Below are 12,301 nucleotides of genomic sequence, written 5' to 3' on the forward strand. Positions count from 1 at the left end.
TCACAGGTGGATCGGCTTGCCGAAGGCCGCCATCGCCGCCTCCTTCAGTGCCTCCGCATGGGTGGGGTGGGCATGGCAGGTGAGCGCGATATCCTCCGCATTGGCGCCGAAGGCCATGGCCTGGGTGGCCTGGGCGATCATGGTGCCGGCCATGGCGCCAATGATATGCACGCCCAGCACCCGGCCATCCTCCCTGGCGGCCAGCAGCTTGACGAAACCGTCCGTTTCCCGGTTGGCCTTGGCGCGGCTGTTGGCGGCGAAGGGAAATTTACCGACCTTGTAGGCCACACCGGCCGCCTTCAGTTCCTCTTCACTGCGCCCCACGCTGGCTACCTCCGGCTCGGTATACATGACCGAGGGGATCAGGGCGTGGTCGATGAAACCGGTGCGGCCGGCGATGGTGTCGGCGCAGGCGATCCCCTCCTCCTCCGCCTTGTGGGCCAGCATGGGGCCTTCCACGACGTCGCCGATGGCCCAGAGGCCGGGCACCTTCGTACGGAAATCATGGTCGACGGGGATGCGTCCGCGCGCGTCCGGCGTGATGCCGACGGCTTCCAGGCCAAGCCCGGCCGTGTATGGGCGCCGGCCCGCCGCCAGCAGCAGCCGGTCGGCCTGGATGCGTGCGCTCGGACCACCCGCCACCGGTGCCACCTCCAGCACCAGCCCACCCGCCGCCGGCTTATCTGCCGACAGAAGTTTCGTTTCCGTAATGATCTTCAATCCCTGCCGTGACAGCAGGCGCTGTGCGGCTTGGGCCAGTTCCGCGTCCAGGCCGGGAGCGATGCGGTCGGCCATTTCCAGCACCGTGACGGCACTGCCCAGCCTTTTATAGATCGATCCCATCTCCAGCCCGATGAAGCCGGCCCCCAGCACCACAAGATGTTCCGGTATCGAAACAAGCTCCAAAGCCCCGGTGGAGGTGATGATGCGGTCCCCGTCCGGCACCAGCCCGGGCAAGGGCGTGACGTCGGAGCCGGTGGCGATCAGGATGTCGGTGGCTTCCAGCACCTGCTCCCCACCCGCCACCAGGGCCACGACCACACGGCCTGTGCCCATCAGGCGGGCGGTGCCATGGACATGCCGCACCTTGTTGCGGACGAACAGGCCCTGGATACCGCCGGTCAGCTCGGCCACGGCCTTGTCCTTCTCCGCCCGCATCGCGTCCAGGTCCAGCCCGACCTCCGGCACCCGGATGCCGAACCGGGCCAGATGCCCGCCGCGTGCCTGCTGATAGAGATGCGTGGCGTGCAGCAGCGATTTGGACGGGATGCAGCCGACATTCAGGCAGGTGCCGCCCAGCGTCGCCCGCTTTTCCACGCAAGCCACCTTCAGCCCATGCTGGGCGGCGCGGATGGCGGCGACATAGCCGCCGGGCCCGGCGCCGATGACGATCAGGTCGAAGCGATCGGCACTCATTTGCCATCCCCCTTCGGCCAGGTTTCCAGCACCTCCACGAAGCGGGACAGCCAGCCATTGGTCTGGTGCCCGTCCACGACGCGGTGGTCGATGGTCAGCGACACGAAGGCCAGGGGCCGGATCTGGATCGTGTCCACCCCGTCCACGTCCCGCACCACAACGCGCTTTTCCAGCTTGCCGATGCCCAGGATGGCCGATTGCGGCTGGTTGATGATGATCGGCGTGGCGACCAGGGAGCCGGAGACGCCATGGTTGGAGATGGTGAAGGTGCCGCCGCGCATGTCGGCCGGCGCCAGCTTGCCCTGCCTTGCCCGGTCGGTCAGGTCCTGCAACCGCGTGGCGATGCCCAGCAGCGACAGGTCCTGCGCGCCGCGCACCACCGGCACCACCAGCCCCTTGTCGCCCAGCGCCGTGCCGATGCCGACATTCACCTCATCGAAGATTTCCAGCCGGTCGTCGTGCCAGCGGCTGTTGATGGACGGGGCGACCTTCATGGCCGCCACCGACGCAGCGATGAAATAGGCGGTGAAGGTCAGGTTGACGCCCGCCTTCTCGAACGCCGCCTTGTGGGCGCGGCGATGGGCGATGATGGCGCTGAAATCCGCCTCGAACACAGCCGTGACATGCGGGGCAGCAGAGACGGAGTGCGACATATGCTCGGCAATGCGCCGGCGCATAGTGTCATGCGGAATGGAGTGGGAGCGCAGGCCGGATGCGGCCGGCGGTTCCACCGGTGCGGGTGGCAGGGGCGGTGCCGCCGGCTTCGCGACAGCCGCCTTCTCGATATCCGCACGGGTGACGCGGCCGGCATGGCCGGTACCGGTCACGGTGGCGGGGTCGATGCCCAGTTCCTTCACCGCCCGCTTGGCGGATGGCGACAAGCGCGTCTCGGCCAGCGACGGTTCCGGTGCCGCGGTGGCGGCAACCACCGGTGCAGCCACCTCCCCCACCGGCCGCAGCCGGCCCAGCAGGGCGCCGGGCAGTGCTTCGCTGTCGCTGGCCAGGGCGATTTCCGCCAGGATGCCATCGGCGGGCGCCGGTACCTCCTGCGTCACCTTGTCGGTCTCCAGTTCCACCAGCGGCTCGTCGGCCGCCACCGTATCGCCCACCTTCTTCAGCCAGGCGCGCACGGTAGCCTTGGTCCCCTCCTGTTCCAGGGGGCCGAAAATATCGATCACGGGTTGGGTCCCCCAAATCAAAAGGCGATCAGGTCGTCGATCCGGGCGCGGATGCGCTCCACCGACGGCACGGCCCAGTCCAGCAGCACCGGGTTATGCGGGCTGGGGATGTCGGGCATGGTCAGGCGGGCCACGGGCGCGTCCAGGTCCAGGAACACCTTGTCGGCCACAATGGCGGCGATCTCCGCCCCGAAGCCGGCGGTCTGGATATCCTCATGCACGATCAGGCAGCGCCGCGTGCGCCGGACCGACGCCAGCACCGCCGCCTCGTCCCAGGGCATCAGGGTGCGCAGGTCGATGACATGCACCGACCTTCCCTCCGCCGCCGTCTGGCAGCGCGGGGCCATGGCTCCCCAGGTCACCACGGTCAGGTCGTCGCCCTCGGCCAGGCTGCGGGCCTTGCCGAATTCCAGGACGTAATCGTCCCCCGGCCAAGCGCGGCGTGCCCAGGCGTCGTCCAGCATGGCGCGGTGTTCGAAGAACAGCACGGGATCGTTGCCGCGCAGCGCGCCCCGCAGCAGGCCCACCGCATCCTCGGCATTGGACGGCACCGCCACCTTCCAGCCGGGCGCGTGGCAGAACTGCACCTCGTTGGTCTGGCTGTGCCAGGGATCGCCGCATTTGAAGAAACCGCCGGGCACGCGCAGCACCATGGGGGCGGCGAAACGGTTGTTGGTGCGCCAGCGCATGGTGCCGCAATCGTTGATCTGCTCCATGGCCGGTTCGGCATATTTGCGGAACTGGATTTCCGGCACCGGCATCAGGCCGGCCAGCGCCATGCCCACGGCCCGGCCGACAATGCCCTCCTCCGACAGGCTGGTATCGAAGACACGGGTGGTGCCGTATTTCTCCTGCAAGCCCAGGGTCACGGCATGCACACCACCCTTGGGCCCGATATCCTCCCCGAACAGCACGACGCGGGGGTTCAGCGCCATCTCATTGTCCAGGGTACGGCGGATGGCCGTCACCATGTTCAGGCGCTGGCCCTCCGGCCGCGCCTCGGTCACCGGCACCGGCGGGACATAGCCGTGCGACCATTGCCCGCCCTTGGCCTGCACCTCGCCCGGTTCGGCGAAGACATGGCGGATGACACCCACGGGGTCGGCCACCGGCCGTGCCTCCGCCTGGACCCGCGCCGCCTCCACCTCGTCCCTGGCCTGGGCGGCGATGGCGTCCCATTCGGCCTCTTCCAGCACGGCCGGCACCAGATATTCCTTCAGCCGCGGCAGGGGATCGCGCGCCCATTCGGATGCCACGAATTCCGCCGGCTTGTAGGTCTGGGTGTCCTGGAAGGAATGGCCCTGCAGGCGCGGCACCGTCAGGCGCAGCAGGCACGGCCCCTTGCGGTCGCGGACATGGGATACCGCCTGGTCGACCAGACGCGCCGCCTCCGCCGGTTCCGCCCCGTCGCCGGCCAGGATGGTCAGGCCCTTGAAACTGGCCAGGTTGGCGGCGATGTTGCCGCCCGGCGTCTGCATGATCGACGGCACGGAGATGCCGTAGCCATTATCCTCGATATAGAACAGCATGGGCAGCGCCTGCGTCGTGGCGATGGTCAGCGCCGCCCAGAACCCGTTGGCCGCCACCGACCCGTCGCCACCCAGCACGACGGCGATCGACCGTTCATAATCCGGCTGTTTCAGGACGCGGGCATAATAATCCATCGCCTGGGCCCAGCCGGCGGTGGGCGTGTATTGCGCCCCCACCCCGCCGCACATGGGCAGGGCCGAGGCCCCCTCCGGATTGGGATAATTGAAGACGACGCCGATATCGCGCCCGTCGGAATAGCCGCCGGCCCGACCCATGGAGGAACCCAGCGCATCCTCGATATCCACGCCCAGCGACAGCAGCATGGGGCGGGAGCGGTAATAGCCGCAGGCGGCATCATGCCGGTCGGTCAGGCGCGCGCCCAGCAGAATCTGCGCCATGTCGTGGCCGCGGGCGGAGAACTGGTAGAGCACCTTGCGCTCCGGTACCAGGACCTTCTCCTCCAACTCGTCCAGCGTGCGGGACACATGCAGCAGATGGGTGATCCGGCGCCAATCATAGGAGGGATCGGGCGTGTTGCGCGGCAATGTGTCGGCCACGCTGCGCCGGCTCTGTGAGATCATGGTGTCCCCGCTATAATTTTATGACCGTCCAGTCGGTCAATAAATTATAGCCAATATTCGGTGGGGAAACTTTGCGTATCGACCCTCAGGATTACAGTGACACGCAACAAACTTGCATCTGGAGGGTTTGGAGGTTCACAGCGGCAAGGGCAGGTCCGTCGTTTCCTTCAGGTCGCGCAGCACCAGGGAGGAGCGGACGGTGGCGATGCAGGGCAGGCGCAGCAGTCCCTGCACGAAATGGTCGAACCCCTTCAGGTCGGCCGCCACCACCTTCAGCATGTAATCGGCATCCCCGGTCAGCATGCAGCATTCCAGGATCTGCGGGGAGGATTGCACGAAGCCGGAAAATTCCGACGTGTGCTCCGCCATATGCGAACGCAGGGTGACGACCACATAGGATTTCAGCGCAAAACCCAGCTTCTCCGGCGACAGCAGCGCCGTGACGCGGTTGATATAGCCCTCGTCGCGCAGCCTTTGCAGCCGGCGCGAACATTGGGAGGAGGAAAGGCAGACGATCTCCGCCAGTTCGCTGAGCGTGATATCGCCCTTCTCCTGGATGGCCGACAGGAGCTTCACATCGAAACTGTCCAAACTCATGGGGGCGGCTTCCTGCTGATCGGGCGCGACTGCCATTTTGACCAAGGATAGACCGGGCGCATCCGCAACTTCAACGGCAGGGACGCGACGCTGCCGCGGGCCCGGAGACCCCGGTCGCGTCGCGCACCTTTCCTCACCCGAACTTCCAGCCGAGATTGACGCCATAGGTGCGTGGCATGCCGGCGCTGCGGCTGAACATGTCGCGGCCGTAATTGACGCTGGTCCAGTAATCCCGATTGAACAGGTTGCGGACCCAGATGCCGGCCGTCCAGCGTTCGTCCGGTCCCAGCAGGGTCACGCCGCCATCGACCAGCATGCGGGATTTGACAGTGTAATAGGCCAGATCCTGGAAATCCCCGTGGGAGCGCGACTGGTAGCTGAGCGAGAGCGTGCTGCGCAGCGACAGGTCGGCCGACAGGTCGGTGACATGGTCCAGGCCGGCATTGACCTGCCATTCCGGCGAGTAGGGGAATTCGCTGCCCCGGAAATCGACCGCATTGCCGAACTGGTCGAAGCCCTGATAGTCCAGCACCTTGGTCTGCGTCCAGGACGCCGCCGCCCGTGCCGTCAGGCCCGACGTCAGACGCCAGTTGACATCGGCCTCCAGCCCCCAGATCTCCGATCTGGGCACGTTCAGCACCCGTTCCAGGGTGCGGAACAGCGGGTCGGTCAGCACGCCGAACACCTGCTTGTCGCGGTAATCGCTGTAATAGGCGGCAAGGCTGGTGCGCAGGGCGCCGTCCAGCAGCCGCAGCTTGGTGCCCATCTCATAGGATGTCACCTCCTCCTGCCGGACGGGCAGCAGCTGCCGGCTGGTATTGGCGGCGATGACGGGGAAGCCGCCGGACTTGTACCCCCGGCTGATCGTGCCATAGAGCAGCGTGCCGTCCGGCAGGGTCCAGTCCAGGCCGGCGCGCCAGGACAGGTTATCCTCCCGCAGCCGGTCATGGACCATGCCGGACAGTGCCGTCATCGTGTCGTTGAAGGTGATGCAGCCGCCGGGCTGGATATTGGCCGGCACGCCCGCCAGGACACCGGCCACCACCGTATTCCAGATGGGGGCGGTATTGTTGGCGACATCGCGGGTGCAGCCGTCGAAGAGGGTGCGGTCGATATTGTAGCGGGCACCCAGGGTCAGCTTCAGGGCGTCGGTCAACGCGTATTGGCCGCTGCCGAACAGCGAATAGCTGTCGGTCTTCATGTCGGCCACCGCCTCATCCACGCGCAGCCCCTGAGCGATCTGGCCGGGCTGATAGCTGTTGGGAACCATGGCACCGACGGCGCGCAGCACGCGGACCGTGGAGAAATCATCCAGCCAGGCGGTCATGCCCTCGAAGATGTCGTCATGGGCGTAATAGCTGCCCAGCGTCCAGTTCAGCCGCTCCGCATCGCCCGACAGGCGCAGTTCCTGGGAGAAGGAATTGACATGGCCGCGCGGCTGATAGCTCAGCATCTCGAACGGCGCGCCATTGGCATCGATCATGTCGTCGCGGGTGACGCGGTTATAGGATGTGGAGCTGTTCAGCAGCAGCCCATTGTCGAACGCATACTCCAGGTCCAGCGCATGGCCCTGGAAATCGGCATTCATGCGATAGGGCGGGCGCTGGCCGGAGAAGGTGCGGGGGCCGGGATGGTCGGCAGGCACCCAATCGGCCTGGCTGTTCTTCGCGTCCAGCAGCAGGGAGGGGGCGATCTGCGACAAGGCCAATGTGCCTGCCGGGTTTTCCGGCAGGTAATAGATCGCCTGCGGGGCCTGGGTATCCGACCGGTCGCGCCAGAAGCTGGACCGCAGCGTAGCCACCAGCCCGCCTTCCGGCTTCCATTGCAGGGTGGCGCGGCCGGCCAGCCGGTCCTTCTCCCCCAGCCGCTCGCCATGCGTGACGCTTTTCTGCCAGCCCTTGTCGCTGTTCTCCGCCGTAAAGGCGACGCGGATGCCCAGGGTTTCGCTGATCGGGGCGGAGACATGACCCTGCATCGTGAAACTCTGGTAATTGCCGTACCCGGCGGTCAGCGCCCCCTCATAGGTATCACCGGGATTGGCGGTGACATATTTGATCAGGCCGCCCGTGGTGTTGCGGCCATAAAGCGTGCCCTGCGGCCCCTTCAGCACCTCCACCCGCGCCAGGTCGAAAGCCATCTGCTGGGTCATGAAGGGATAGGCCAACGCCGTGTCGTTCAGATAGACGCCCACGGGCGAGGTCGCGGACAGGTTGGGCGTGTTGAAGCCGATGCCGCGCAGCGTGTAGATCGGCGTGCCCGCCACCGAATCCGCCGCCGTGAAGCCGGGCACCATCTGCACCAGATCCTTTGTGTCGGTCACCCGCAGGCTTTCCAGCGCTTCCCCGCCGAAGGCGGCGATGGACATGCCGATGCGGTCGGCCACACCGCTGCGCTTTTCGGCAGTGACGATGATCTCCTCCAGCATTTCGCCGGACTGGGCATGGGCGGCATCGCCCGCCGCCAGGGCGAGCAACAGCGTCAGCACCAGCCGCGAGGGCCGGCGCCGTTCATTCATCCAAGACATGTTTGAGGCTCCCTGTTCTTGTCGGAATGGCCTTCCCGCCATCCCATGCATATTTGGACAACAAGTTGCCTTTTGCGCAACAAGTTTGTTGAGCACAAATGTGTTCTGCGTTAGGAATGGCCCCAGAGCACTGGTTTCAGGCATATCCGGATTGACAACCAGTTGCCTTTGAAACAGGATTCGATGATGGAAGAAGCGTCCATGCCCACCCCGCTTATCCTGCTGATCCATGGCTCCTGGCTGGGCGGCTGGTGCTGGCGGCCGCTGGCCGGGCGATTGCGCGCCCATGGCCGGCGCGTGGCGACACCGACCCTGACGGGCCTGGGGGATCGCCAGCATCTGGGCAATGCCGGCACCGGCCTGTCCGACCATGTCGCCGATATCCTGTCGGTGCTGGACTTCGCCGAACCCGGTCCCGTCATCCTGGCCGGCCATTCCTATGGCGGGCTGGTCGCGGCGGAGGTGGCGGCCAGCCGTCCGGACAGGGTCAGCGATCTGGTGGTTATCGACGGCCCCCTCGCCGCCGCCGGGCTGTCATTGTTCGACCAGATGCCGGAAATGGCCGCCGCCTTCACCGCCATGGCGCGGGACGGCATGGTGCCGCCGCCGGGTGCGGATTTCCTGGGGCTCGATCCTGCCGATCCGGCCATGGCCCTGCTGCGCCCCATGCCGCTGCGCACCCATGCGGAACCGGCACGGCACGGGGTGGAGGGGCTGGCCTGCCGCTGCCATTACCTGCGCTTCACGGCGTTCCCCCCCTCGGGCCCGCTGGCGGCGGAAGCGGCGGCCAAGGGGTGGTCGGTGACGGAACTGGCCGCCGGCCATATGGGCATCACCACCCATCCCGATCTTGTCGCCGATGCGCTGACCGGCCTTCCGGGCCTTGGGAGACCTTGAATGATCGAGAAACTGAACCCCGCCACGCTGGCCCCACCGGTCATGGGGCTCTATGCCCAGATCGCCATCGCGCCGGCCGGTCGGCTGGCCTTCATCGCCGGACAAGTGGCGCTGGACGCGGACGGCAATCTGGTTGGTGCCGGCAGCCATGAAGCCCAGGCCCGGCAATGTTTTGCCAATATCGCCGCCGCCCTGGCGGCGCTGGGGACGGGGCCGGAACGGATCGTCAAGATGACGATCAATGTCGCAGGCCACCATCCCGGCCTGATCGCGCCCCTCTTCGGGGCCGGGCGGGATGTATTCGGCGATGCCTGGCCCGTCACGGCCAGCATGCTGCTGGGTGTCCAGACGCTGGGCCTGCCGGAATGGCTGGTGGAGGTGGATGCGGTGGTGTCTTTGCCGGACTGACGGTTATTCCTCCCCACCCCGTAACGTCAGATCCTGCGCCACCGCGACCAGGGCGCGGGCCGGGGCCTCGCCCACCCGCCGCAGCTGGTGGCGCAGGTGACCGTCGAAATGGATGGCGTCACCGGTATCCAGTTGCACGACCCGGTCGGGGAAGATGATTTCCAGGCTGCCTTCCAGGACATAGAGGAACTCATCCCCCGGATGGTCGGCCTTCTGGGACAGGCGGTCGCTGCCCGGTTCGATCATGAACACGCTGAGGCGGCGCTTGCCGCTGGCCGGCAGCAGGGCACGGACCAGGGCGCCCGGCCCCTCGGCACCATCGTCGGCGATCTCCACATGATCGGTGCGGCGGATCACCGTGACGGCATTGTCATCGGTATTCTCCCCGAACAGATGGCCCACGGGCACGCCCAGCGCGTCGGCAATCTTCAGCAGGGTGCCGACCGACGGCGATTTCTGCCCCCGCTCCACCCGCGACAGATAGCCCTTGTCCATATCCGTGCGCTCGGCCAGATCGGCCAGGGTCATGCCCTTGCGCCGCCGCGTGGCATGGATGGAACTGGCGATGACATTGGCATCCACCGGTGCCGCCGTAGCGGCACTCTTCTTTCCGGCGCGTGTCATTCCCTCTCCCGTCGGACCTGCCGCTTGTCCCGCGGCGCCCCCGTTCCTGCCGGATAAGCAACCTTTTGTCCATAGCGCTGGATCAGCCGATTCCGCTGGACAAGGGAAACGCGGCTGATAATGTCTTTTGGACAACTTGTTGTCCAATCACTTCAGATAGAGAGGAGGCCGGCCCATGTGGTCAGGCACCGTCCACGCCCTGCATCTGGCGCCGCGTTCCTTCCTGCCCATGCGGGGCCAGGACCATCTGGTCCTGCTGGCCGGCATCGGCGTCGAAGGCGACCGTTACGCCACCGGCGACGGCTTTTATTCCGACCGGCCGGAGGCAGGCCGCCAGATCACCCTGTTCGAGGTGGAGACGCTGGAGGCGCTGGCCCGCGACCACAAGGTGGTGCTGGACGTGGCCGACCACCGGCGCAACATCACCACGCGTGGCGTGCCGCTGAACCATCTGGTGGGCCAACGCTTGCGCATCGGCGACACCTTGCTGGAAGGTACACGCCTGGCCACCCCCTGCCGCCATATCGAGCAGATCACGGGGCAGGAGATCTTCAACCTGCTGCTGAACCGCAGCGGGCTGCATGCCAGGATCATCACCGGCGGCACCATCCGCCTGGGCGACGGGGTGGCCCCGCCGTGACCATCCTGAAGCTTCACCATCATGTCACCACCATCGTCCGCAGCATGGAACGGCAGACGGACCGCGTCATCCATTACGAGCTGGCCGATCCCGACGATTGGGAACTGCCGCCCTTCACGCCCGGCGCCCATATCGATGTGCGGCTGGAAAACGGCATGGTCCGGCAATATTCGCTGTGCGGCGATCCGGCCATCCGCAACCGCTACCAGATCGCGGTACAGGCCGAAGCCAATGGACGCGGCGGGTCGCTGGCCCTGCAGGCGCAGCTGCGGGTGGGGTCCATCCTGCCCGTCTCCCTGCCCCGCAACCATTTCCCGCTGGCACCGGACGCGCGCCACCATGTGCTGATCGCCGGCGGCATCGGCATCACGCCCTTGCTGCCCATGCTGCAGGTCCTGAACCGGCAGGGGGCGAATTTCGAGTTGCATTACTGCACCCGCACGCCGGAGGAAACGGCGTTCCGCCGGCATCTGGCCCCGCTGATGGAACGCGGCGTCGTCCGGCTGCATCATGACCGCACCCTGCCGGCGACGCCGCTGGACGTGGCAGGATTGCTGGCCCGGCCGGGGACGGGGGAGCATGTCTATTGCTGCGGCCCCGGCGGCCTGGTTACCGCCGTGCTGGAGGCGACGAAGGATCGCGATCCCGCCACGGTGCATATCGAACAGTTCGGCGGCAAGCCACGGACCGCCGGCGGCACGGCCTATATGCTGGAACTGGCCCGGTCCGGCCAAACCATTCCCGTCCTGCCCGACCAGACCATGCTGGAGGCGCTGCGCGGGGCCGGGGTGGAGGTGCCATCCTCCTGCGAGGCCGGTGTCTGCGCCGTGTGCAAGACCCGCTGGCTGGCCGGCGCGCCCGTCCATCGCGACCTGATCATGAAGCCGGCGGACCGCGCCGAACATCTGATGCCCTGCGTCTCCGGCTGTTCCGGTGGCACGCTGGTGCTTGATCTTTAAGGGAAATATCCATGAAGCCGCATTTCTCCCCCGCCGTCGCGGCGGGTTCCCTGCTGTTCCTGTCCGGTGCGCTGGGGTTCGACCGCAACGGCGCGCTGGCCACCGGGATCGAGGCGCAGACCCGGCAATGCCTGGATAATCTGGCCGGCGTCCTGGCGAGGCACGGGCTGGGACCCGCCGATATCGTGAAAACGACCGTCTGGCTGACCGATCAGGCCGATTTCGTCACCTTCAACAGCGCCTATGCCGCCTGGTTCGGCGATTGGGCCCCGGCCCGGTCCACCACCATCGCCGGGCTGGCCATCGACGGCGCCCTGGTGGAGATCGAGGCCGTGGCCCGGCTGCGGCAGCCATGACGCGGCCGGCCTTCATGAGCCCCGCCTGGCTGGCACTGGCGCAAGCGGCGTTGCAGGCGGCCCTGGATGCCCATCCCCATGGGGCGGAGCTGCGCCTGTCCCTGATCGAGCGTTTCCACAACCTGCCGCCGGATGCCCCCTGGCCGGCGACGGGAGAACCCGCCCTGCGGCTGGATGTGGTCGACGGCCGGGCCCGCATCCGCTACGGCACCGCGCCGGGGGAACGGGCCGGGGCGGAGATCATCTGCGACTGGATGGATGCCCGGTGGGCCGCCAGCCTGCATGAAGGCCCGGAACTGGCGGCATTCAGGGCCGAACAACAGGCCGGTGGACGGTTGCAAATCACCGGCGACCTTGGCCCCTGGGTCCCGCTGCTGGCGCCCGTCCATGAACAGATGGCTGATCATACCCCGGTCTCGTGAACAGCCATTTCCCGTCGCAGTTCCATGCCCGGCCCACCGAAAGGGGGCCGGGCATTTTCTTTGCTTCTTGGCCGTTGACAAGCCGCGCAGAGTTGTCCCTAATGTTGTTAGGGCAACAATATGCCCAATAAACAAAATGGCCGCCCGGCGGCTTCGAACAGTGAGGGTT

The 12,301-nt window shown here is 66.8% G+C and carries 12 protein-coding genes; 6 read left to right on the forward strand and 6 right to left on the reverse strand.

The features are described from left to right. From lpdA to ACM9HJ_RS03905, 5 genes are all read right to left on the reverse strand, one after another. A complete protein-coding gene (gene lpdA / locus ACM9HJ_RS03885) occupies positions 1–1,416 on the reverse strand; it encodes a dihydrolipoyl dehydrogenase (protein ID WP_416570370.1) in 1,416 nt (471 codons plus the stop codon). Beyond that, positions 1,413–2,594: a dihydrolipoamide acetyltransferase family protein gene (locus tag ACM9HJ_RS03890; RefSeq protein ID WP_416570371.1), complete on the reverse strand. Its 1,182-nt coding sequence runs from the start codon at positions 2,592–2,594 to the stop codon at positions 1,413–1,415. The genes lpdA and ACM9HJ_RS03890 overlap by 4 nt, the downstream gene beginning before the upstream one ends. Before the next feature lie 17 nt (positions 2,595–2,611). After that, positions 2,612–4,705, reverse strand: coding sequence for an alpha-ketoacid dehydrogenase subunit alpha/beta (locus ACM9HJ_RS03895; RefSeq protein WP_416570372.1), 2,094 nt, complete (start codon positions 4,703–4,705; stop codon positions 2,612–2,614). A gap of 135 nt (positions 4,706–4,840) precedes the next feature. Beyond that, entirely contained in the window at positions 4,841–5,302 is a 462-nt protein-coding gene (locus ACM9HJ_RS03900) for an Lrp/AsnC family transcriptional regulator (protein ID WP_416570373.1), read from the reverse strand. A gap of 133 nt (positions 5,303–5,435) precedes the next feature. Next, complete coding sequence (locus ACM9HJ_RS03905; protein ID WP_416570374.1) at positions 5,436–7,826, reverse strand: TonB-dependent receptor; 2,391 nt, start codon at positions 7,824–7,826, stop codon at positions 5,436–5,438. A 201-nt stretch (positions 7,827–8,027) separates the two neighbouring features. Here ACM9HJ_RS03905 and ACM9HJ_RS03910 point away from each other — a divergent pair, with 201 nt between their 5' ends. Together ACM9HJ_RS03910 and ACM9HJ_RS03915 are read left to right on the forward strand one after the other, a co-directional pair. Further along, complete coding sequence (locus tag ACM9HJ_RS03910; protein ID WP_416570375.1) at positions 8,028–8,723, forward strand: alpha/beta fold hydrolase; 696 nt, start codon at positions 8,028–8,030, stop codon at positions 8,721–8,723. Next, on the forward strand, positions 8,724–9,131 hold the full coding sequence (locus tag ACM9HJ_RS03915; RefSeq protein WP_416570376.1) for a RidA family protein: 408 nt from the start codon (positions 8,724–8,726) through the stop codon (positions 9,129–9,131). Between the two features lie 3 nt (positions 9,132–9,134). Here ACM9HJ_RS03915 and ACM9HJ_RS03920 read toward each other — a convergent pair whose 3' ends face one another. Then, a complete protein-coding gene (locus tag ACM9HJ_RS03920) occupies positions 9,135–9,755 on the reverse strand; it encodes a helix-turn-helix domain-containing protein (RefSeq protein ID WP_416570377.1) in 621 nt (206 codons plus the stop codon). A 175-nt stretch (positions 9,756–9,930) separates the two neighbouring features. Here ACM9HJ_RS03920 and ACM9HJ_RS03925 point away from each other — a divergent pair, with 175 nt between their 5' ends. From ACM9HJ_RS03925 to ACM9HJ_RS03940, 4 genes are read left to right on the forward strand one after another with little or no spacing between them, the layout of a single operon-like run. Continuing rightward, complete coding sequence (locus tag ACM9HJ_RS03925) at positions 9,931–10,395, forward strand: MOSC domain-containing protein (protein ID WP_416570378.1); 465 nt, start codon at positions 9,931–9,933, stop codon at positions 10,393–10,395. Then, positions 10,392–11,354, forward strand: coding sequence for a PDR/VanB family oxidoreductase (locus ACM9HJ_RS03930; protein WP_416570379.1), 963 nt, complete (start codon positions 10,392–10,394; stop codon positions 11,352–11,354). The genes ACM9HJ_RS03925 and ACM9HJ_RS03930 overlap by 4 nt, the downstream gene beginning before the upstream one ends. 11 nt (positions 11,355–11,365) lie before the next feature. Beyond that, on the forward strand, positions 11,366–11,710 hold the full coding sequence (locus ACM9HJ_RS03935) for a RidA family protein (protein ID WP_416570380.1): 345 nt from the start codon (positions 11,366–11,368) through the stop codon (positions 11,708–11,710). Beyond that, the gene (locus ACM9HJ_RS03940) at positions 11,707–12,132 is read left to right on the forward strand and encodes a hypothetical protein (protein WP_416570381.1); all 426 of its coding nucleotides are present in this window, start codon (positions 11,707–11,709) and stop codon (positions 12,130–12,132) included. Before ACM9HJ_RS03935 ends, ACM9HJ_RS03940 begins: the two co-directional genes overlap by 4 nt. Positions 12,133–12,301: the final 169 nt, after the last annotated feature.

Source organism: Niveispirillum sp. KHB5.9, assembly GCF_048066115.1.
Lineage (GTDB): Bacteria > Pseudomonadota > Alphaproteobacteria > Azospirillales > Azospirillaceae > Niveispirillum.